Here is a 21,265-nt window from a genome sequence, read left to right on the forward strand (position 1 = left end):
TGCGTCAAGCCGGAAGACGAAGATTTTAACATTCGGGACTATTCCGACCCGACCAGAATCACCAGCTTCAGATCCTCGCGATGCGCGGGCTTGAACGTGATCTGATTGAAAACGATGCGCCCGCGCACCGGATGCTGAAACGCGCGCTCGCCGCCTTCGCGCTCGAAGACGTCCTGCGAGGCCCAGTAACGCGCGAAGGCATCGCTGGCGGCTGTCAGCGAATCGATCAGCGCGCGCGTGGGCGGGTCGTTCAGGTGACGGATGGAATCGGCGCGAAATTCGGCGGCGAGCCGCCGCGCGCGCGTTTCCCAATCGACGATCAATTCCCGCGCGGCCATCGACGTGAACGTGTACGCCAGCAGATTGCGGTCGTGCTCGCCGTCGAGCCAGCCGACGAACAGCTCGGCGGCGGGCGCGTTCCAGCGCAGCGCATTCCACTGGCGGTCGAGCACGTAGGCGGGCGCGCCGATCAGCCCAACCGTCTGCAGCAGCGCGGCCGGCACGTCCTGCGCGGCGGGATCGGGCTCGGCGGGATCGCGCTGGGCGGCGAGCTCGAACAGGTAAGCCCGCTCCGCCCGCGACAGTTGCAGCGCGACCGCGATGCGCGCGAGGGCGTCGGCGGAAGCGGACACCGGGCGGCCCTGCTCGATCCACGTGTACCACGTCGGGCTCACGCCGCAGAGCTGCGCGACTTCCTCGCGCCGCAGCCCGGGCGTGCGGCGGCGCGGTCCCGGCGGCAAGCCGACGGCGAGCGGCGACAGGCGTTCGCGATGCGTGCGGATGAAATCGCCGAGTGCGCGGGCAGGCGTCTCGGGCAACGGCTCGGAAGAGTTTTTCTCAGCGTTCATTCAGACTTCGACAGGTGGTTCCGATACCAGAATATCTACTCAACTTGTACTGGTACCAGGCGGGCTCTATTGTAGCGGCAGGCACTTCAGCCGACGACAAAACGGAGCCCACGATGAAACACCACGAACAGGTCGCCGACGCCTTTGGCTCGACCGCCGCCGCGTATCTCACGAGCCAGGTTCACGCGACCGGCGCGGACTTGCAGAATCTCGCCGCGACCTTCGCGGCCACGTGCGGCAACGCGACGGTGCTCGACATGGGCTGCGGCGCGGGCCACGCGAGCTTTGCGATCGCCCCGCATGTGCGGGAAGTGGTGGCGTACGACATCGCGCCGCAGATGCTCGCCACGGTCGATGCCGCCGCGAAGGAACGCGGCCTCGCGACGATCCGCACGCAGCAGGGCGCCGCCGAGACGCTGCCGTTCGACGATGCATCGTTCAACTGGGCCGTGAGCCGCATGAGCGCGCATCACTGGCGCGACGTGCCGCGCGCGCTCCGGGAAGCGCATCGCGTGCTGAAGCCGGGCGGGCGGCTGAAGTTCATCGATATTGCGGGCATCGACGATCCGCTTTACGACACGCATATCCAGGCGATCGAATTGCTGCGCGACGCGTCGCACATTCGCGACTATCGCGCAAACGAGTGGATCGCGATGCTCGACGCAGCCGGCTTCGACGCGCAGGTGACCGAGCGCTGGCGCATTCCGCTGGAATTCGAAGCGTGGGTAGCGCGGATGCGCACGCCGCCGGAGCGCGTGACCGCGATCCGCTCGATGTGGACGAGCGCCCCCGACGAAGTGCGCCAGTACTTCAGCGTGCAGGACGACTGCTCGTTCGAACTGGACGCGTTGATGATCGAGGCGAAGCGCCGCAACTGACGCGTTCGCCCCGGCGGGATCGTCAGCCGGTATTGCGCAAGCCTGCCGCGATCCCGTTGATCGTCAAATGAATGCCGCGCCGCAGCCGCACGTTCTGGTCTCCCGAACGATGACGCTTGAGCAGTTCCACTTGCAGGTGATTCAGCGGATCGAGATACGGGAAGCGGTTCTTGATCGAGCGCGCGAGCAGCGGGTTGTCGGCAAGCCGCTCGCTCTTGCCGGTGATTTCCCCGAGCACGCGGCAGGTGCGCTCGTGTTCGGCGACGATCCGCTCGAACACGAGCTTGCGCAGCTTCTTGTCGCTGACGAGCTGCGCATAGCGCGAGGCCACCGCGAGATCGGTTTTCGCGAGCACCATGTCCATGTTCGACAGCAGGTTCTGAAAGAACGGCCACGTCTTGTGCATCTTGCGCAGCGTGGCGAGGCGCTTCGTGCGGTCGGCGTCGGATGCGGCCTGATCCAGATAGGCCGTGACCGCGCTGCCGAAGCCGTACCAGCCCGTCAGCAGCAAGCGGCACTGTCCCCATGAGAAGCCCCACGGAATCGCGCGCAAATCCTCGATCTTGCGATGCTTCGGGTCCTGCAGCTTGCGCGACGCCGGCCGGCTGCCGATGTTCAGCTCCGCGATTTCCGCAATCGGCGTCGACGAGAAGAAGTAATCGGTGAAGCCGGGCGTCTCGTAGACGAGCGCGCGATATGCGGACATCGCCGCATCGGAAAGCGTCTGCATGGTTGCTTCGAACTTCGGCAAATCGGCAGGGGCGTTTTCGTGCGGCAGGAGCGTGGCTTCCAGCGTCGCGGCGACGACCGTTTCCAGATTGCGCCGCCCGATTTCCGGATTGCCGAACTTGCTCGCGATGACTTCGCCTTGCTCGGTCAGGCGAATCTGGCCGTCGACGGTGCCGGGCGGCTGCGACAGGATCGCCTGATAGGTCGGGCCGCCGCCGCGTCCGACGGTGCCGCCACGCCCGTGGAACAGCCTGAGCGTCGTGCGCCGCTGCTTGAACAACGCGACGAGCGCCAGTTCCGCGCGATACAGCTCCCAGTTCGACGTGAGGAAGCCGCCGTCCTTGTTGCTGTCCGAATAGCCCAGCATGACTTCCTGCTCGCCGCCCTGATTCTCGATGAGCGCATCGACGCCCGGCAGCGAGAAGAGATCGCCCATGATGACGGGCGCATTGCGCAAGTCCGCGATCGTCTCGAAGAGCGGAATCACCATGAGGCCATCGCGCGCGGGATCGTCGTCGCTGCCGAGACAGCCTTGCAGGACGCCGGTTTCCTTCTGCAGCAGCATCACTTCCAGCAGGTCGCTGACGGTTTCCGTGTGGGAAATGATGTAGTTGCGCACGGCGCGCGCGCCGAATTTCTCGCGGGTCACGCGCGCCGCTTCGAGCACGCCGAGTTCGCTCGTCGCGAGATCGGAATAGCGCGCATAGGGCAGACGCAGCGGACGCGGCTGCGCCAGTTCCTTCAACAGCACGCGGCGCTTGTCTTCCTCCGAAAGCGCCGCGTAGTCCTGCTCGACGCCGCCGCGCGACAGCAGTTCCGCGACGACGGCTTCGTGGATGTCCGAACTCTGCCGCAGATCGATGCTCGCGAGATGGAAGCCGAACACTTCAGATGCCCGCGCGAGCGGCGACAGGCGCAGCGACGACAGGGACGCGCCGTGATGCTCCGCGAGCGAATCGATCAGCACGTGCAGATCGCGCGTGAACTCGGCGGCGTCGGCGTAGGGCGTCGCGCGGATCGGCGTCGCGCCGCGTCCCGCGCTGCGCACGGACACCGCGCCCTCGCCGAGCCGCACGCGCGCGCTCGCGGCGAGCCGCGTGTAGATGCCGATCAGCGCCCGGCGGTACGGCTCGTCCGTGCGATGCGGCGAGCGGTCCGGCGACGCATCGGCGAGTGCCTGCAGCGCCGCGCTCGATCCGGACAGCAGCTCCGACACCGACAACTCCGCGCCCAGCTTGTGCACTTCTTCGAGATAGTGTTCGAAGATGACGGTCGCCTGCCGGGTGATCGCGTTTTCGAGCGTCTCGGCGGTGACGTTCGGATTGCCGTCGCGGTCGCCGCCGATCCAGCTTCCCATCTGGAAGAACGGCGGCAGGCGCGCGGGCAGGCCGTGCTCGGCGAGCGCGGCTTCGATATCGGCGTAAAGCGCGGGAATTTCCTGCAGAAAGGTCGCGCGATAGTAGGACAGCGCGTTCTCGATCTCATCGGCAACGGTCAGCCGCGCGTCGCGCAGCATGCGCGTCTGCCACAGCGACGTCACCCGTGCGCGCAGCACCGCTTCGTTCCGCGCACGTTCGCGGGCGGTCAGTTCCTGATCGCGCTCGGCGAGCAGCCGGGCGATGTCGTGCTGCGCATCCAGAATGCTCTTGCGCTGCACTTCGGTCGGATGCGCGGTGAGGACGGGGACGATCAGCGCGTCGTCGAAGAACTTCTGCAGCAACTTGCGCGTCGCGCTGACGTTCTTCTGTTCGCGCATCCGCTCGATGGCATAGGCGATTGCGCCGGGACGCGGCGCGGTGCCCGCGAGCGCGTGAATGCGCCGCCGGCGGTTGTGATGCCGGTCTTCCGCGATATTCGCCAGGTGCGAGAAATAGCTGAACGCGCGCACGACGCTCACCGTCTGCTCCGGCGACAGCGCGCGCAGGCGTTTTTCCAGCGCCTGCGACGCATCGACATCGTCTTCGCGGCGGAATTTCACGGCGGTCTGACGGATGGTCTCGACCATGTCGAACACGGCGTCGCCTTCCTGCTCGCGCAACACTTCACCGAGCAGCCGGCCGAGAAAGCGGATGTCCTCGAAGAGCGGGCGGTCCTTGTCGTCGCGGGCGCGGTTCGTGGGCTTCGCGCGTTCGGCGGACGTTTCGTCGATGACGGCGTCGGCCTTCGGCTTCTTGCGCGGCGTCACGGGGTCCGCTTTCTTCGATGGCTTCGCCTCGAACGCGAGCGGCGCGTCAGAGGATGAGTCAGGCAATGCGCCGTTGCTGCTGGCCGGGCGGGCCGATGCGGAAGACGTCACGTTGGATTCCTCTTTGATGCAAGCCAGAGAACATCGGCAGACGCGGCGGCCGGGGCCGGCGTCCTGGGCGTGTCATGCGGATCAGCGAAAGCGGACGTGCTCGAAGCGCGGTGTGGCGGCGCACGTGTCTCCCCGTGCCGCGGCCACGCACGGCGCCGACCTCGCAGGCGCTCGGAAAGGCGCACCAGACAAGGCTCCGGCGTGCCGCCCGCGCCAAATGGACCCTGGCGTGCGTGCTACCATTATTCGTTATTTCATCCCGTCATTCGATCGAGCATCAATGAATTCCGAGACGCATTCAACGACACCGCCCGCCACGCTCATCATCGCGTCGAGGGAAAGCCGGCTCGCCATGTGGCAGGCCGAGCACGTGCGGTGTGCGCTGCACAAATTATATCCATCTTGCGACGTCAAAATTCTCGGAATGACGACGCGCGGCGATCAGATTCTGGATCGCACGCTGTCCAAAGTCGGCGGCAAGGGCCTCTTCGTCAAGGAACTCGAAGCCGCGCTCGCCGAAGGCCGCGCCGATCTGGCCGTGCATTCGCTGAAGGACGTGCCGATGCGATTGCCCGACGGCTTCACGCTCGGCGCGATTCTCGAACGCGAAGATCCGCGCGATGCCTTCGTGTCGCCGCATTACGCATCGCTGGCGGAATTGCCGGCGGGCAGCGTCGTCGGCACGTCGAGCCTGCGCCGCGAAGCGATGATCCGCGCGCGCTTCCCGCATCTCGAAGTGCGGCCGTTGCGCGGCAATCTGGATACGCGCCTCGGCAAGCTGGATCGCGGCGACTATGCAGCCATCATTCTCGCGGCGGCGGGACTCAAGCGGCTCGGCATGGAAGGGCGCATCCGCGCGTTGCTCGATGCGTCGGAGAGTCTGCCGGCTGCCGGTCAGGGCGCGCTCGGCATCGAGATTCGCGCGGACCGCGCCGATCTCGCCGCGTGGCTCCAGCCGCTGCACGATGAAGCGACCGCGCTCGCCGTCGAAGCGGAACGCGCGGTGTCGCGGGCGCTCGGCGGAAGCTGCGAAGTGCCGCTCGCCGCGTACGCGCATTGGCGTGACGACGCGCTCTATCTGCGCGGCGCGGTATCGCTGCCCGATGGCAAGCGCGTGCTGCGCGCCGAAGAGCACGTGCGCGCGCCCGATCTCGCGGGTGCGCTCGCGCTCGGCCAGCGCGTGTCGGCGGACCTGGAGGCGCAAGGCGCGATGGACATCGTCAACGCGCTCTCGACGATGAGCCGCGCCGACGCGCCCAACGCGGCCCCGGCGCGGGACGACCGAGTGCCGCCGTCGGCGGCGGACCCGTCCTGATGGCGAGCCAGCGCCGCGCCACCGTCGTCATTACGCGGCCGGCCGGGCAGTCGTTGGGGCTCATCGAGCGGCTTCATCGCGCGCAGTTCGATGCGTTCGAATTTCCGCTAATCGACATTGCCCCCGTCGCCGACGACGCCCCGCTGCGCGCCGCCCTCGACGAACTCTACGGCCCCGAGCGTTACGCGCTCGTCGTGTTCGTTTCCCCGAACGCCATCGATCACGCGTTCGGCCGCCTGTTCGCGCCGTGGCCGGCGGACGTGCCGGTGGCGGTAGTCGGGCCGGGCAGCGTCGCGGCGCTCGCGCGGCAAGGCGTGAGCGCGCCGGGGCATCGCGTGATCAGTCCATCGGCGGAGCATGCCGATCCGCGTTTCGATTCCGAGGCGCTCTACGCAGCCATCGAAGCGCACTTCGGCGCGAACGGACTCGAAGGCAAGCGCGTGCTCATCGTGCGCGGCGACGGCGGGCGCGAGTGGCTCGCCGACCGCCTCGCGGAAGCGGGCGCGCGCGTCGAGAAAGCGGCGGCGTACCGGCGTCTGTTGCCGGAGCCGTCGATGCAGAAGTGGGAGCGCATCCACACGCTGCTCGCCGGCGAACCGCACGCGTGGCTGCTGACCAGTTCGGAAGGCGTACGCAATCTCGACGAACTCGCACGCGAGCATCTCACCGCCGACGAGATCGCCCGGCTGAAGCGTGCGCCGGTGCTCTGCCCGCATCCGCGCATCGCCGAAGCCGCGCGCCAGACGGGTTTTGATAGGATTACGGTGTCCGGCGCCGGCGATGAGCGCATCGTGGAGGCGCTGGAAACCCTGTTTCCGCAGGATGCCGCCGCGCAGCCGCGTAGCGCGGGATCATCGACGCCGTCATCGGCGGCTGTATCGACGGACAACGCACCGGCCCATTCGCCGGACAACTCACCGGCCCATCAACCGGCTCAATCACGCATGACTGATTCGAACGATTCCAAGAAAGCTTCACCTCAGCCGAACGTGACACCGCCGCTGCCTCCCAATACGCCGTTCACGCCCTACGAGCAGCAGAAGCGGCGGGGCAACGCGGGCACCGTATTGTTGTGGTTCGTCGTCGCCATCGTGGCGATTGCCGCGGGCGCGGGCGGTTACGCGCTGAACCGCAAGGTCGACCGCAAGGAACAACAACTGACGCAGCGCGTCGCGCAGGCCGATGCGCAAAACGCCGATTTGCGCGCGAAGGCCGAACAGGCCGCGAACGCAACCGGCGCGCTCAACACGCAGATCATCCAGTTGCAAGGCAAGCTCAACGATGCCGAAGCGCACAGCCAGGCGTTGCAGCAGCAGTATCAGGACCTCGCGAGCAATCGCGACGACTGGACGCTGGCCGAAGTCGAGCAGATTCTGTCGAGCGCGAGCCAGCAGCTGCAACTGACCGGCAACGTGCAGCTCGCGCTGTTCGCGCTCGAGAGCGCCGACACGCGCCTCGCCGCGACGACCGGCCCGCAAGTGGTGTCCATTCGCAAGGCCATCGCGCAGGACATGGACAAGCTGAAAGCCGCGCCGACGACCGATCTCACCGGCCTCGCCATCAAGCTCGATACCGCCATCGAACAGATCGACGGGCTGCCGCTAGCAGGCGAAGCGCCGATCGAGCGTGCGCGCGCACAGGCCGCGACGCCCGCCGATAGCGCGTCGATCGCGGCGGCCACCGGCGAGCCGCGCTGGAAGGTGCTGTGGCGGCAGATCACGACCGGCATCGGGCAGCAGCTGGCGAGTCTCGTGTCGGTGCGGCGCATCGACAACGCCGACGCCATGCTCACGTCGCCCGATCAGGGCTACTTCGTGCGCGAGAACGTGAAGCTGCGGCTGTTGTCCGCGCGTCTGTCCTTGCTGTCGCGCAGCGAACCGACGCTCAAGTCCGATCTCCAGGCCGCCGACGCGTCGCTGGCCCGCTACTTCGATCCGTCGTCGAAGAAAGTGCAGGCCGTGCGCGAGCTCGTGAAGCAGGTCGAACAGGCGTCGCTAGCGCTCGCCGTGCCGAACCTGAACGCGAGCCTCGCCGCCGTGCACCAGTTCAAGCGAGGCGGATGATGACGATTCGTGGACTCATCTGGCTCGCGCTGCTGTTCGCGGTCGCGGTGATCGTCGCGACGGTCGGCGGTTTCAACGGCGGACAGGTTCTGTTCGTGGTGCCGCCGTATCGCGTGGACCTGTCGCTGAACCTGTTCGCGGTGGCGCTCGTCGTGCTGTTCATCGTGCTGTATGCGCTGATTCGCGCGGCGCGCGGCGTGTGGAAAATGCCGGAGCGCGTCGCCGCATACCGGGCGCGCAGCCGTCTTGCAAAGGCGAATGCGTCCTTGCGCGACGCCATCGGCCATCTGTACGCGGGCCGCTTCTCGAAGGCGGAGAAAGCCGCCCGCGATGCGCTTTCCGTCGATGCCAACAAGGGCGCCGCGGGTCTCGTCGGGGCGCACGCGGCGCATCGGCTGCATGAATACGCGCGCCGCGACGAATGGCTCACGCACGTCACCGGCGCCGACTGGCAGGATGCCCGCCTCATGGCCACCGCCGACATGCGCGCCGATGGCCGCGACGCGGACGGCGCGCTCGTCGCGTTGACGGAAATGCAGGCGCAGGGCGGCCGGCGCATCCACGCGCAGCAGATAGCGTTGCGCGCCCAGCAGCAGTTGAAGAACTGGGGCGAAGTGCTCAAGCTCGTGCGGATGCTGGAGAAGCGCGAGGCGCTGCATCCGGCGGTCGCGGTGCGGCTGCGTCAGGTTGCGGCGGAGAATCTGTTGCGCGATCGCCGGCACAATCCCGACGCGCTGCTCGAATTCTGGCAGTCGCTGTCGGTGACGGAGCGCCAGTCGCCGCGTCTCGCCGATCTTGCCGCCGAACTGCTGATCGCGCTCGATCGCCGTGCCGAAGCGAAAAAGATCGTCGAAGACGCGCTCGCGCATAACTGGGACGCGCGCCTGTTGCGGCGTTATCCGGATTGCATCGTCGGCGGCGACGCGGTCCCGCTGATCCAGCGCGCCGAAGCGTGGCAGAAGGAACGCACCGAGGACGCGGATCTGCTCTTCACGCTCGGCAGGCTCTGCTTGCATCAGCAGTTGTGGGGCAAGGCGCAGGCGTTCCTCGAATCGGCGCTGAAGCTGGCCGATAACGAACCGCTGAAGATTCGGACGCATCGCGCGCTGGCTCGTCTGCACGAGCAACTCGGCGATGCCGAAAAGGCCGCCGAGCACTATCGCGCGAGCGCACTGGCGATGAACGTCGTGTAAGACGAATTCCGAGCCGAAGTCCTTGAAAGCCGCAGGCGCGTGAAGCGCCTGCGGCTTTTTCATTTCTCCGCGTCTGTCCGTTCGTTGCCGCACGGCCCGCGACCGCCGTAGCGTGATCTATTCTCATTCAGCCGCCGGGACAGTCGGCTAAAGGAGACGAAGTGAACAGACCGAACAGGCTTCGAACCGTCGCCGCGCGGGCGCTCGGTGTCTTGCTGTCGTGCGCCGTATCGTCGCCCGCTTTTGCGCAGACAAGCGCGCCGCAATGGACAGGCACATGGTCCGCCGCGCCCGCCGTGACCAGCGATCCCGGCTTCGAGAATCAGACGATTCGCCAGATCGTGCACACGAGCATCGGCGGAACGGCGGCGCGTTTGCGGTTCTCCAATCTCTTCGGTGCGCAGCCGGTGACCATCGGCAATGTGCATCTCGCGCAGCGGGCGAGCGGCGCGCAGACCGTCGCCGCGACCGATCGCGTCGCGACGTTCAACGGCCAGTCCTACGTGACGATACCGGCGGGCAGCTCCGTGTCGAGCGATACGATCGCCTTCCCGGTGCCGACGCTCGGCGACATCGCCGTGAGCGTTCACGTGCCGTCGAGGACGCCGCCGAATTCAACGGGACACGTCGCCGGATTGCAGGATGTCTATATCGCGCCCGGCGACGCAAGCGGCGATGCATCGTTCGCGGGCGGCGTCGCCAATGCGGCGGGCGAGCGATCGTATTACTTCCTGACCAATGTCGATGTGGTCAACGCGGGCGCGACCGGCGCGGTCGTCACGTTCGGTGCATCGATCACGGACGGCCTCTCGTCGGCGCCGAACACGAACGGGCGCTGGCCGAATCGATTGGCCGGGCGGCTCATCGGCGCGGGCATGAACGTGGGCGTGCTGAATCAGGGCATCAGCGGCAACAACTTCTTCTCGGACGGCGCTGCATCGGGCCAGGCGGGCCTCGCGCGCTTCGGCCGCGACGTGCTGCAACAGGCCAACGTGAAGTGGGTCATCGTGTCCGACGATGCGGTGAACAATCTGATCGGGGGCGATCCGCCGACCGCCCAGCGGCTCGTCGACGCATTTCGCGAACTGATCGCGCAAGCGCACGCCGCGAACGTGAAGATCATCTGCTCGACGCTCACGCCGTTTCAGGGCGTTTCGCGATGGACGCCCGGCATCGAAAACACGCGGCAAGCGGTGAACGCCTTCCTGCGCGATAAATCCAGCGGATGCGATGGCCTGCTCGATCAGGCGCTCGCACTCGGCGGCGCGGGCATCGGCGCGAGTGCCTTCGCGGCAGCGTTCAATAGCGGCGACAATCTGCATCCGAACGATGCGGGCATGCAAGCCATCGCCGATGCGGCGAATCTCGGCTGGTTCGCCGCCTTGCCCGCCGTGCGTGCGCCGTCGGGCTGCGGCCGGCTCGCGCCGGGCGAAGGGCTATTGGTCGGGCAGACGCTCGCTTCGTGCGACGGACGATTCTCGCTGACGCTCGGCCGCGACGGTTATCTCGCCATCGTGGTCAACGGCGCGGCAATCTGGTCGTCGAGTGCTGCGGGAGAGCCGGGCGTCGCGATGCGTTTCGCGGAAGACGGCGCGCTGTCGCTCTACAACGCCAACGGCGCACGCGTGTGGCAGAGCACGAAAACGGATGCAGCCGGCTACGCCTACATGCAGCGCGACGGCAACCTCGTCGTCTATTCGACGGCCGGCAAGCCCGTGTGGGCGACCGGCACGGCGACCGGAGCGGCTCAGTAGGTGGGAACGGACGGATCGACCTGACGCGACCACGCGTCGATGCCGCCGTACAGATTGAAGATGTTCGTGAAGCCGCGCGATTCGAGGAACATGCCGACCTGGGCGCTGCGCGCGCCGTGATGGCAGATGCAGACGATCTGCGCGTCGTCGTCGAGTTCTTCGCTGCGCGCGGGAATGTCGCGCATCGGAATGGACACGATGTTGTCCATCTTCGCCGTCTGAAGCTCCCACGGTTCGCGCACGTCGAGCAGCACGGGAGCGGGGCGGGACGAATCGGCGAGCCACGCGGCGAGTTCGGAAGCGGAGAGATTCTGCATGGGAACGTGAGCGGACGATGATGATCCGCAGCGGCGGTGTCGCCGCGCCGCGGACCGGTTGACGTTCAGAACCTGAACGGCGAAGGATGCACCGCGTTCTTCAACGGCGCGACGAGCGTTTCGAACACATCGGACACGCGGAACTGCTTTTCGTCGACACGCGTGATGATCTGCGCCTTCATGACCGGCGCCGTGCCGACGAACGCCGCAATGCGCCCGCCGATGCTCAGCTGCTCGAGAAATTCCTGCGGCATGATCGGCAGACCGCCCGACACGCAGATGACGTCGTACGGCGCGCCTTCGTTCCAGCCGCGCGCGCCGTCGCCTTCGACGACCTGCGCGTTCGTCACGCCATTCGCGGCGAGGTTCTGCTTCGCGAATTCAGCCAGTTCCGGCGAGATTTCGACCGTCGTCACGCTGCGGCCGCGATGTGCGAGCAGCGACGCCATGTAGCCCGAGCCCGCGCCGATTTCGAGGACCGTTTCGGTCTTCTTCACCGCCAGTTCCTGCAGGATGCGCGCTTCGATCTTCGGCGCGAGCATGCGTTCGCCGCCCGGCAGCGGAATTTCGAGGTCCGCGAAAGCGATGTTGCGATAGGCGGCGGGAACGAAGTTCTCGCGCTTGACGATCGACAGCAGGTTCAATACGTCCTGGTCCAGCACATCCCACGGACGAATCTGTTGCTCGATCATGTTGAAACGCGCTTGCTCGATGTTCATTTTCTGTGTGCGTGTTGACGACCGGGAACATACGCCCCGATGCGCGGCGGGAAGCGGCGGAGCGGGGCGGATTGACTTCGCGATTGTAGCAAATCGATGCCTTTCGCCGCCCGCGCCGCGCGGGTCTAATGCGGCAGCCGGATATCGAACTTGAACGTGATGAGCCGCGCGACGAGGATGAACGCCGTCGACATCAGCACGTTATAGATCGGTTCGACGGCGAACTGCTCCAGCCCGATGTAGATCCAGCAGCCTGCGAACGCGCACACCGCGTAGGGCCGGGAATCGCGCAGGATCAGCGGGATTTCATTGCACAGCACGTCGCGCATGATGCCGCCGAACACGCCGGTCGTGACGCCCATCATCGTCGCGGTGAAGACGGGCATCTGCGCATCGAGGGCGATGGAGGTGCCCGACACGCTGAAGAGGCCGAGCCCGATGGCGTCGGTGACGAGGAGCGCGCGCTGGTCGAATAGACGCGTCGTGACGCGCAGGAAGTATGGCGCGAAGATCGCCATCGCGAAGATCGCGACTACGTATTCCTGATGCTCGACCCAGTAGAAGGGGCGGCGGGACAGCAGCACGTCGCGCACGGTGCCGCCGCCGAACGCGGTGGCGAGCGCGACGAGAAAAGCGCCGACCGCGTCGAGCCGGCGCTTCCTCGCTTCGATGAGGCCGGAGAGCGCATACGCGAAAATCGCGAACGCCTCCATGATGGAAATGGCGAGCGTGAGCCTGGGATGCACGTGCGTTCCGTTCAGCGGGTCTTGTCTTGTGGATGGTTGTGATGCCGCGGCGTGCCGCCCGGTTGCAGCAGCACGAGCACGGCCCCCGCGCCGCCGTCGTGCGGACGCGCCTGGCAGAAGGCAATCACTTCGGCCTTCTGCACGAGCCACGCGCGCACCTTGCCCTTCAGCACGGGATGCTTGCCGATCGAGCCGAGCCCCTTGCCGTGAATCACGCGCAGGCAGCGCAGCCCGCGTTTCACCGATTCGCGGATGAACTCCGCAAGCGCCTCGCGGGCTTCTTCTCGCCGCATGCCGTGCAGATCGAGCTGCGCCTGCACGATCCACGCGCCGCGCCGCAGTTTCTTCACGACTTCCTGACTCACGCCCGGCCGGTGATAGGAGAGCGTTTCGTCGATGTCGAGCAGACTTTCGGGATCGTATTCGTCGGAGAGCGCTTCCTGCAGCACCGCTTCTTCGTCGCGCAGGCTTTGCAGCGGCAGCGGCGAGGGCGGCACGCGCGGCACGGTCGTGCGCGGCGGCGTCTTCAGCGGCTCGACCGCACCGATCGCGCGGCGAAAATCGTCGGCGTCGGCGACCGCCTCGCGCTCGGCCCGCGCTGCCGCGATGCGTTGGGCCTGGCGCTGGTCCGCGTCAGCTTTGAGCGCGGTCTTCAGCGACGCGAGACCGGCAAGCCCTTCGCGCTTCACCGCCGCCGACACCTCGCGCGGATCGGCCGGCTTCTGCGCGGGCGCGACGGCGCGCGGCGCTTCCCGGCGGCGGGCTTTCGGTTCCTTCGGGTGCGGATGATTTTTGGGCATCGTTCGGCCAGAAGAGTCGGCTGCGGGTCAAAAGCAAGCGGCTGAGGACGGCATCGACGCGGCGCGCCGATTGTGCCACGGGCGCGGCCGCCGTCGCATGCGCGAAGCCGAAACGCGCGCAGCCGTGCCGGGAAACAAAAAACGGGCCGTGGCCCGTTTTGTCGTCGAAACGCCGGCGTGGTCGGCGTCGCGAAGCGTCGAATGCAGCGCGCCGAATCCCATTTTAGCGGCCCGGCGCGCGGTATCGCTTGCCGTTCAACGATCCTTTTCGTGGCTCATCGAGTGCGGCGTGGGCGTTTCGTCGATGGCTTCGAGGTAACGCTGCGCATCGAGCGCGGCCATACAGCCGGTGCCGGCGCTCGTGATCGCCTGACGGTAGATGTGATCCTGCACGTCGCCCGCCGCGAACACGCCGGGGATGCTCGTCGCGGTCGCGTTGCCCGAGGTGCCGCCCTTCGTGATGATATAGCCGTTCTTCATCTCGACCTGGCCGGTGAAGAGGTCGGTGTTCGGCTTGTGGCCAATTGCCACGAACACGCCTTGCAGCGCGATGTCGGTGGTTTCGCCGGTGCCCGTGTGCTTCACGCGCAGGCCGGTGACGCCGGATTCATCGCCCAGCACTTCGTCGAGCACGTGATTCCACTTGATGTCGACCACGCCTTCCTGTTCCTTGGCGAGCAGGCGGTCGATGAGAATCGGCTCCGCGCGGAACTTGTCGCGGCGGTGAATTACCGTCACCTTCTTCGCGATGCCCGACAGATACAGCGCTTCTTCGACCGCCGTATTGCCGCCGCCGATCACCGCGACTTCGCCGTTGCGATAGAAGAAGCCGTCGCACGTCGCGCACGCGGACACGCCCTTGCCCATGAACGCCTGTTCCGACGCCTCACCGAGATATTGCGCCGATGCGCCCGTCGAGATGATCAGCGAATCGCAGGTGTACTCGCCCGAATCGCCGATCAGACGGAACGGCCGCTCGTTGAGCTTCGCGGTATGGATGTGGTCGAACACGATCTCGGTGTTGAAGCGGCGCGCGTGTTCTTCCATGCGCTGCATGAGTTCCGGACCCTGCACGCCCGAGGGATCGCCCGGCCAGTTTTCGACGTCGGTCGTGGTCATCAGCTGGCCGCCTTGCGCGAGGCCGGTGACGAGCAGCGGCGACAAATTCGCGCGCGCCGCATAGACGGCGGCGGAGTAGCCGGCGGGGCCGGAACCGAGAATCAGCACTTTGGCGTGCTTGGGCGCGCTTTGGGATGAAGACATGGCGATGGTCCGTTATTGATGGTCTGGCGGAAGCCGAGGGGATGACGCCAGCGCAGCAAGTTCGACTTCCCGCGCGCGTCGCATTCCGATGACCCGTAGTTGGATGCAAGTCCCCGATTATAAAGGTCCGTGCGAAAGCGTTCCGAGTGAACCTTTCAATCGCATTGATAGGCTCGAGTCGCAGATTCGACGCAGAAACGCCACGCAAGCGGCACGTGAGGAGTGTTACAGGATGCAAGAACGCGGCCGTTTTTGCGCCTTTCCCCGCAATGCAGCGTTTACAATAGGCCACCGTTCGTACGGCCCCATGCGCCATCGGCGCTCATCCACCCAGGGCCGCAAAAAGCGACACCGAATCAATGGCAAAAGCATCCTATTCCGCGAGCCCGCAGGCGTTGCCGCACCGCATGTCGCGGCTCTTCACCGAGATTCGCTGGATTCTCCAGGTCGCACTCGGGCTGTTTCTCGTCATGGCGCTGATTTCCTACAGCCGCAAGGACCCGAGCTGGACCCACGCGGTGAGCGTCGATCGCATCTCGAACTGGGCCGGCCGCGTCGGCGCATACACGTCGGATATTCTGCTCCTCGTGTTCGGGCTGTCGTCGTACTGGCTCGTCGTGCTGCTCGGGCGGCGCATTATCGCGAATTACCGGCGCATCAGCGAGCCGGCGGCGCAGTCATCAAAGAACGATGAAGACGCGCCGCGCGACCGCACCTGGCTTGCCGAAGCATTCGCGTTCGTGCTCGTGCTGCTCGCCAGCGACGGCATCGAGGCGCTGCGCATGTGGTCGCTCAAGGTGCCGCTGCCGCGCGCGCCGGGCGGCGTGGTCGGCGACCTGATCGCGCGTCATGTGTCGCATGCGCTCGGCTTCACCGGCGCCACGCTCTTTCTGCTGATTGCGCTCGCGATCGGGCTGTCGCTCTATTTCCGCTTTTCGTGGCTTTCCGTGTGCGAGAAGGTCGGCGAGGGCATTCTGAACGCGATCACCGGCGCGCAGCTGCGGCGCGAAGCCGGCCGCGACCGCAAGCTGGGCGAGGAAGCCGCGTCGAAGCGCGAGGGCAAGGTCGTGCGTTCGCGCGTGAAGCAGGAGGACCACGAGCCGGTCGTGATCGTGCCGCCGGTCGCGACGCCCGCGCGCTCCGAGCGCGTCGAGAAGGAAAAGCAGGTTCCGCTGTTCGCCAACCTGCCGGGCGATTCCACGTTGCCGGCCATCTCGCTGCTCGATCCGCCGCCGAAGGTGCAGGAGACCATCGCCGCCGATACGCTCGAATACACGTCGCGGCTGATCGAAAAGAAGCTGAAGGACTTCGGCGTCGAGGTGAGCGTGGTCGCGGCATATCCCGGGCCGGTCGTCACGCGCTATGAAATCGAGCCGGCGACGGGCGTGAAGGGCAGCCAGATCGTCGGTCTGGCGAAGGATCTGGCGCGGTCGCTGTCGCTCGTGTCGATTCGCGTCGTCGAGACGATTCCGGGCAAGAACTTCATGGCGCTCGAATTGCCGAACCAGCGCCGGCAGACCGTCAAGCTCTCCGAGATTCTCGGCTCCGAGGTGTACGCGAACGGCGCTTCGCCGCTCACGATGGGTCTCGGCAAGGACATCGGCGGCAATCCGGTCTGCGCCGACCTCGCGAAAATGCCGCACCTGCTGGTCGCGGGCACGACGGGGTCGGGCAAGTCGGTCGGCATCAACGCAATGATCCTCTCGCTGCTCTACAAGGCGAGCGCGGATCAGGTGCGGCTCATCCTGATCGATCCGAAGATGCTCGAAATGAGCGTCTACGAAGGCATTCCGCATCTGCTGTGTCCGGTCGTTACCGACATGCGGCAGGCCGGTCACGCGCTGAACTGGGCCGTCGCCGAGATGGAGCGCCGCTACAAGCTGATGAGCAAGATGGGCGTGCGCAATCTCGCGAGCTTCAATACGAAGATCGACGAAGCGAAGAAGCGCGACGAGAAGATTCCGAACCCGTTCAGCCTGACGCCCGACGCGCCGGAGCCGCTGACGCGCCTGCCGCACATCGTCGTGGTGATCGACGAGCTCGCCGATCTGATGATGGTCGTCGGCAAGAAGGTCGAAGAGCTGATCGCGCGGATTGCGCAGAAGGCGCGGGCGGCGGGCATCCATCTGATTCTGGCGACGCAGCGGCCATCGGTCGATGTCATCACGGGCCTCATCAAGGCGAACGTGCCGACGCGCATGGCGTTCCAGGTGTCGTCGAAGATCGATTCACGCACGATTCTCGATCAGCAAGGCGCGGAGTCGCTGCTCGGCATGGGCGACATGCTCTATCTGCCGCCGGGCTCGGGGTTGCCGGTGCGCGTGCACGGCGCGTTCGTATCGGACGAGGAAGTGCATCGCGTCGTCGACAAGCTGAAGGAACAGGGCGAGCCGAACTACATCGAAGGCATTCTGGAAGGCGGGCTCGCGGGCGATGGCGACGAAGGCGCGGCCGGTGCGGGCGCGGGCTCGGCCGACGGCGAGGCCGATCCGCTGTATGACCAGGCCGTCGAAGTCGTCATCAAGAACAAGCGCGCTTCGATTTCGCTGGTGCAGCGGCACTTGCGCATCGGCTATAACCGGGCGGCGCGGCTTCTGGAACAGATGGAAAACTCGGGTCTCGTTTCGGCCATGTCGTCGAACGGCAACCGGGAGATTCTTACGCCGGCGCGCGAAGCGGAATGAGCGTCGCGCACGGCGGGCAACATTTGGAGAACGAGACTATGAAGCAGCGAACGGGGAAGATTTTTGGCGCGATGCTGTTGTCGGCGTCGATGCTTTTCGCAACGCAGGCATTCGCGAGCGGCACGGAGCAGTTGAAGCAGTTCGTGTCGCAGGTTCACGCTGCGCGCGGCGAATTCACGCAGCAGGAGGTGAGGGCGCCTGGCCGAGCGAACAACGGCGCGTCGGCCACGCCCACGGCATCGAAAGGTGCGAACTCCAGCGGCACGTTCATGTTTGCGCGCCCGGGCAAGTTCATCTGGTCGTATGAGAAGCCGTATTCGCAAGTCCTGCAGGCGGACGGCGACAAGCTCTACGTCTACGACAAGGACCTGAATCAGGTGACCGTGCGCAGCCTCGGCGGCGCGCTCGGCGCAAGCCCCGCCGCGATTCTCTTCGGCAGTAACGATCTCGACAAGAACTTCACACTGCGCGATGCCGGCGTGAAGGGCGGCATCGACTGGCTGGAACTGACGCCGAAGGCAAAGGACACGCAGTTCGAGACGGTCGGCATCGGCTTCAAGGACGGCAATCTGCAAGCGATGGAACTGCACGACGTGTTCGGCAACGTCACGCTGCTGACGTTCCTGAACATCCAGAAGAACCCGCCGATCAAGGGCGATACCTTCAAGTTCAACGTGCCGAAGGGCGCGGATGTGATCAACGGGTGATGAGACGCCGCGCGTAGTGACTTTCGGTGACTCGATCTGACGCCGCGTCCGCCTGATCTCGCTACCGGCATTCTTCGCAGGAAGCCGAACGCATCCGGCTGACGACGATGCTTTGCCCATCTTGAGGGCCCGCCGCCGCACAAGCTCGATGCACCTTCCCCGCGCGGCTCCTGAAAGCCGCGCGTCGCTCGCGGCGGCGATGCTCAGTGATAGTTCGTGACAAGCGTCACGGCCCTCGTGGACAACTGCTTTTCCTGCATCGACAGCACGCCGCCCGACGGCCTCACATGAAATGCGCCTGCGCCGTCTGCCTTGATCGGATGTCCGCTGCCGTCCGTGAACGTCGCGCCTAGCGCATTCGGCGCGGCCCGGTGGTTGTCGATAGCCAGCGAAACATCGGCGCTGGGCGAACTGTTCGGCGCGGGCGTGAATATCACCGAGGCCGTCGCTCCGCTTGCGCTTCGGCGCGTGGAGAATCCGTTGTCTTCCGCCGATGCCGTGCGCATTGAAAGTCCGAACGGCGAGGACACCAGCGCGCCTCTGAAGGTAATGGTCCCTCCCTGTATGGTCACTGCGCTCGCGGAAATGGCGAGGCAGGCGGCCGCCCCTGCGATTGCCAAACGTCCAGCCTTCCTTGCATGCAGCGTCGATCTGCCCATCGCGTTCCCCGGTTCGTTGTCTTGGCCGCCCGGTTCGCGAGATGCTTCTTATCCCGCGAACCAGCACGTCAGAAAATAATAAGAACAGTCCGAACAAGATGCCAAGGACATTCGTGCACGCATCTCAAAATAGACAGGATTCCTGTCTACTTGGCAGCGACTAACCGACTTTACATGCCTGTAGGCCGCAATAAACGTTTCACCGACGATGCGACGTCCTCATATCGTCGATGAACGCGTCGAGAATCTCGCGTCGCTCCCCGCGATCCCGCCGTGCGCGCGTGACCATCTGAAACGCGACGCGATAGCGCATCGTCTCTTCGTTCAGCGGGGCGAGCAGGCCATCCTCGACATACGAGGCGGCGAAATGCTCCGGCAGATAACCGAGATGCCGCCCGGACAGTACGAGCATCGCGACCGATTCCATGTTGTCCGCGACGGCGCTGATCGAGCGAGGCATCAGCGCGCCCGCTTCGGGCAACGGATAGCTGCGCCACGCCCAGTCATGCTCGGCGGCTTCGTCCAACGTCACGCGGCCCGCCCGCGCGAACAGCGGATGCAACCGCGCGCAATACGCAAGCTGGTCCTCCGCGGAAATCTCCGTGTACTCGAGCGACGGCACGCGATGCCAGAAATATCCGATCGCCATCTGAATGCGCCCGGCGAGCAGCATTTCCTCCAGCTCGTTCGGCGACCGGACCAGCACGGAGAAGCGCACCGATTCGTCGCGCTCGCGAAAGCGCGCGATGGCCTCGCTGATGCGCGCGTTCGCGCTGACCGGCGTCGTGCCGATCATGCCGAGCGTGAGCGTGCCGACGAGCGTCCTGCCGACGTTGCGCGCGGTCGAATCGAACGTATCGACGGCGACGAGCAGCGTGCGGCAGGCATCGACGAACTGCTCGCCGCGCGACGTCAACGCGAAACCGCCGCGTCCGCGTTCGCAAAGCCGGTAGCCGAGCCGCGTTTCGAGCGTCGCGAGCTGCGTGCTGATGGTGGACTGCCCGACGTTCAGCGTCGCCTGCGCGGATGAAACGCCGCCTGCATCGACGATGGCCAGAAAGACGCGGATGAGCCGCAAATCCAGATCGGAAAGGTGAGTGAACATGCGGACCGCCGATAGATCGATATTTATCGATGTGAAGTGGATGACAGTTGCATTTTAGCTTGGCGGGAAAGACGGTACTAATGAGGTTTGTCAACCTTTTAGCCGACATTTACTGCTATGAATACATCTTCGCTCTTTGCTCCCGCCGAACACTTCGATTCGCATTTTCAGGATCATCGCGCCGAGCGGCCGCAGCCGCTATCGGGCAACCAGATGCCGCGCTGCGGCGGGATCACGACGATGATGCGCCTGCCCCACGTGCCCTCCGCCGCCGGACTCGACGCGTGTTTCGTCGGCGTGCCGTTCGATCTCGGCACGTCGAACCGCACCGGCGCGCGCTTCGGGCCGCGTCAGGTGCGCAGCGAATCGGTGTTGCTGCGTCCCTACAACATGGCGACGCGCGCCGCGCCGTTCGATTCGCTGCGTGTCGCCGACATCGGCGACGTGGCGATCAATCCATACAACCTGCTCGATTCCATCGGCCGGATCGAGCGGGCGTATCGCGAGATTCTTGAACACGATTGCAAGCCGATCACGCTCGGCGGCGATCACACCATCGCGCTGCCGATCCTGCGCGCGATTCACGCGAAGCACGGCAAGGTCGGCCTGATTCACGTCGACGCCCACGCGGACGTCAACGACACGATGTTCGGCGAAAAGATCGCGCACGGCACGCCGTTTCGCCGCGCGGTGGAAGAGGGTCTGCTCGATTGCGAGCGGGTCGTGCAGATCGGACTGCGCGGAACCGGTTACGAAGCGGGCGATTTCGACTGGTGCCGCGAGCGGGGTTTTCGCGTCGTGCAGACGGAGGAATGCTGGAACAAGTCGCTCGCGCCGCTGATGGAGGAAGTGCGCGCGCAGATGGGCGACGGGCCGGTGTACATCACGTTCGATATCGACGGCATCGATCCGGCCTTCGCGCCCGGAACCGGCACGCCGGAGATCGCCGGGCTGACGGTGCCGCAGGCTTTGGAGATCGTGCGCGGCGCGTGGGGGCTGAACATCGTCGGCGCGGACCTGGTGGAGGTCGCGCCGCCGTACGATCCGTTCGGCACGACCGCGCTGCTCGGTGCGAATCTCGCCTTCGAGTTGTTGTGCGTGCTGCCGGGTGTGCAAAGGCGCGTTTGACGATACCGCTCGCGCGGCGCTACCGATGCATCAGGCGCCGAAGCGGACGCGCTCGTTCTCG

At 65.8% G+C, this 21,265-nt stretch carries 17 protein-coding genes; 8 read left to right on the forward strand and 9 right to left on the reverse strand.

Annotated features, from left to right (window positions below; genetic code table 11):
• Positions 1–38: 38 nt before the first annotated feature.
• Entirely contained in the window at positions 39–848 is an 810-nt protein-coding gene (locus tag BG57_RS04605) for a helix-turn-helix transcriptional regulator (protein ID WP_035960561.1), read from the reverse strand.
• A 113-nt stretch (positions 849–961) separates the two neighbouring features.
• On the opposite strand from BG57_RS04605, the gene BG57_RS04610 reads away from it, so the two are divergent.
• A complete protein-coding gene (locus tag BG57_RS04610) occupies positions 962–1,726 on the forward strand; it encodes a class I SAM-dependent methyltransferase (RefSeq protein ID WP_035960563.1) in 765 nt (254 codons plus the stop codon).
• A gap of 22 nt (positions 1,727–1,748) precedes the next feature.
• On the opposite strand, the gene ppc is transcribed toward BG57_RS04610, so the two are convergent.
• Entirely contained in the window at positions 1,749–4,751 is a 3,003-nt protein-coding gene (gene ppc / locus BG57_RS04615; protein ID WP_035960565.1) for a phosphoenolpyruvate carboxylase, read from the reverse strand.
• 280 nt (positions 4,752–5,031) lie between these two features.
• On the opposite strand from ppc, the gene hemC reads away from it, so the two are divergent.
• The 4 genes from hemC to BG57_RS04635 all read left to right on the forward strand — a co-directional run bounded on the left by hemC (position 5,032) and on the right by BG57_RS04635 (position 11,076).
• Entirely contained in the window at positions 5,032–6,066 is a 1,035-nt protein-coding gene (hemC, locus tag BG57_RS04620; protein WP_052005629.1) for a hydroxymethylbilane synthase, read from the forward strand.
• Entirely contained in the window at positions 6,066–8,129 is a 2,064-nt protein-coding gene (hemDX, locus tag BG57_RS04625; RefSeq protein WP_035960566.1) for a fused uroporphyrinogen-III synthase HemD/membrane protein HemX, read from the forward strand. The genes hemC and hemDX overlap by 1 nt, the downstream gene beginning before the upstream one ends.
• Complete coding sequence (locus BG57_RS04630; RefSeq protein ID WP_174447192.1) at positions 8,129–9,322, forward strand: heme biosynthesis protein HemY; 1,194 nt, start codon at positions 8,129–8,131, stop codon at positions 9,320–9,322. Before hemDX ends, BG57_RS04630 begins: the two co-directional genes overlap by 1 nt.
• Before the next feature lie 161 nt (positions 9,323–9,483).
• Positions 9,484–11,076 (forward strand): GDSL-type esterase/lipase family protein, encoded by a 1,593-nt coding sequence (locus BG57_RS04635; protein WP_035960568.1) that lies wholly within the window; start codon positions 9,484–9,486, stop codon positions 11,074–11,076.
• Here the strand turns inward: BG57_RS04635 and BG57_RS04640 are convergent.
• From BG57_RS04640 to trxB, 5 genes are all read right to left on the reverse strand, one after another.
• A complete protein-coding gene (locus BG57_RS04640; RefSeq protein ID WP_035960570.1) occupies positions 11,070–11,393 on the reverse strand; it encodes a rhodanese-like domain-containing protein in 324 nt (107 codons plus the stop codon). The genes BG57_RS04635 and BG57_RS04640 overlap by 7 nt on opposite strands.
• A gap of 65 nt (positions 11,394–11,458) precedes the next feature.
• Positions 11,459–12,112 carry a protein-L-isoaspartate O-methyltransferase family protein gene (locus BG57_RS04645; RefSeq protein ID WP_035960571.1) on the reverse strand — a complete coding sequence of 218 codons (654 nt, stop codon included), beginning with the start codon at positions 12,110–12,112 and terminating at the stop codon, positions 11,459–11,461.
• A 125-nt stretch (positions 12,113–12,237) separates the two neighbouring features.
• Positions 12,238–12,858, reverse strand: coding sequence for a trimeric intracellular cation channel family protein (locus BG57_RS04650; RefSeq protein ID WP_035960573.1), 621 nt, complete (start codon positions 12,856–12,858; stop codon positions 12,238–12,240).
• A gap of 11 nt (positions 12,859–12,869) precedes the next feature.
• Complete coding sequence (locus tag BG57_RS04655) at positions 12,870–13,658, reverse strand: Smr/MutS family protein (RefSeq protein ID WP_035960574.1); 789 nt, start codon at positions 13,656–13,658, stop codon at positions 12,870–12,872.
• Between the two features lie 255 nt (positions 13,659–13,913).
• Positions 13,914–14,921: a thioredoxin-disulfide reductase gene (gene trxB / locus BG57_RS04665; RefSeq protein WP_035960576.1), complete on the reverse strand. Its 1,008-nt coding sequence runs from the start codon at positions 14,919–14,921 to the stop codon at positions 13,914–13,916.
• 359 nt (positions 14,922–15,280) lie between these two features.
• Here trxB and BG57_RS04670 point away from each other — a divergent pair, with 359 nt between their 5' ends.
• Positions 15,281–17,605, forward strand: a complete 2,325-nt coding sequence (locus BG57_RS04670; RefSeq protein ID WP_035960577.1) for a DNA translocase FtsK — start codon at positions 15,281–15,283, stop codon at positions 17,603–17,605.
• A gap of 38 nt (positions 17,606–17,643) precedes the next feature.
• A complete protein-coding gene (gene lolA / locus BG57_RS04675; protein ID WP_035961078.1) occupies positions 17,644–18,312 on the forward strand; it encodes an outer membrane lipoprotein chaperone LolA in 669 nt (222 codons plus the stop codon).
• Between the two features lie 203 nt (positions 18,313–18,515).
• Here the strand turns inward: lolA and BG57_RS04680 are convergent, their stop codons facing one another.
• Together BG57_RS04680 and BG57_RS04685 are read right to left on the reverse strand one after the other, a co-directional pair.
• Complete coding sequence (locus BG57_RS04680; RefSeq protein ID WP_152562523.1) at positions 18,516–18,932, reverse strand: hypothetical protein; 417 nt, start codon at positions 18,930–18,932, stop codon at positions 18,516–18,518.
• 238 nt (positions 18,933–19,170) lie between these two features.
• Positions 19,171–20,076, reverse strand: coding sequence for a LysR family transcriptional regulator (locus BG57_RS04685; protein WP_035960580.1), 906 nt, complete (start codon positions 20,074–20,076; stop codon positions 19,171–19,173).
• A gap of 117 nt (positions 20,077–20,193) precedes the next feature.
• Between BG57_RS04685 and speB the strand changes: the two genes are divergently transcribed.
• A complete protein-coding gene (gene speB / locus BG57_RS04690; RefSeq protein ID WP_035960581.1) occupies positions 20,194–21,204 on the forward strand; it encodes an agmatinase in 1,011 nt (336 codons plus the stop codon).
• Positions 21,205–21,265: the final 61 nt, after the last annotated feature.

The sequence above is a fragment of the Caballeronia grimmiae genome (genome assembly GCF_000698555.1).
Lineage (GTDB): Bacteria > Pseudomonadota > Gammaproteobacteria > Burkholderiales > Burkholderiaceae > Caballeronia > Caballeronia grimmiae.

Bases quoted from the DNA above. Each gene is read 5' to 3' on its own strand.
- BG57_RS04605 (WP_035960561.1), bottom strand. From the start codon at position 848: ATGAACGCTGAGAAAAACTCTTCCGAGCCGTTGCCCGAGACGCCTGCC.
- BG57_RS04610 (WP_035960563.1), top strand. From the start codon at position 962: ATGAAACACCACGAACAGGTCGCCGACGCCTTTGGCTCGACCGCCGCC.
- hemC (WP_052005629.1), top strand. From the start codon at position 5,032: ATGAATTCCGAGACGCATTCAACGACACCGCCCGCCACGCTCATCATC.
- hemDX (WP_035960566.1), top strand. From the start codon at position 6,066: ATGGCGAGCCAGCGCCGCGCCACCGTCGTCATTACGCGGCCGGCCGGG.
- BG57_RS04630 (WP_174447192.1), top strand. From the start codon at position 8,129: ATGACGATTCGTGGACTCATCTGGCTCGCGCTGCTGTTCGCGGTCGCG.
- BG57_RS04640 (WP_035960570.1), bottom strand. From the start codon at position 11,393: ATGCAGAATCTCTCCGCTTCCGAACTCGCCGCGTGGCTCGCCGATTCG.
- BG57_RS04645 (WP_035960571.1), bottom strand. From the start codon at position 12,112: ATGAACATCGAGCAAGCGCGTTTCAACATGATCGAGCAACAGATTCGT.
- BG57_RS04655 (WP_035960574.1), bottom strand. From the start codon at position 13,658: ATGCCCAAAAATCATCCGCACCCGAAGGAACCGAAAGCCCGCCGCCGG.
- trxB (WP_035960576.1), bottom strand. From the start codon at position 14,921: ATGTCTTCATCCCAAAGCGCGCCCAAGCACGCCAAAGTGCTGATTCTC.
- BG57_RS04670 (WP_035960577.1), top strand. From the start codon at position 15,281: ATGGCAAAAGCATCCTATTCCGCGAGCCCGCAGGCGTTGCCGCACCGC.
- lolA (WP_035961078.1), top strand. From the start codon at position 17,644: ATGAAGCAGCGAACGGGGAAGATTTTTGGCGCGATGCTGTTGTCGGCG.
- BG57_RS04685 (WP_035960580.1), bottom strand. From the start codon at position 20,076: ATGTTCACTCACCTTTCCGATCTGGATTTGCGGCTCATCCGCGTCTTT.
- speB (WP_035960581.1), top strand. From the start codon at position 20,194: ATGAATACATCTTCGCTCTTTGCTCCCGCCGAACACTTCGATTCGCAT.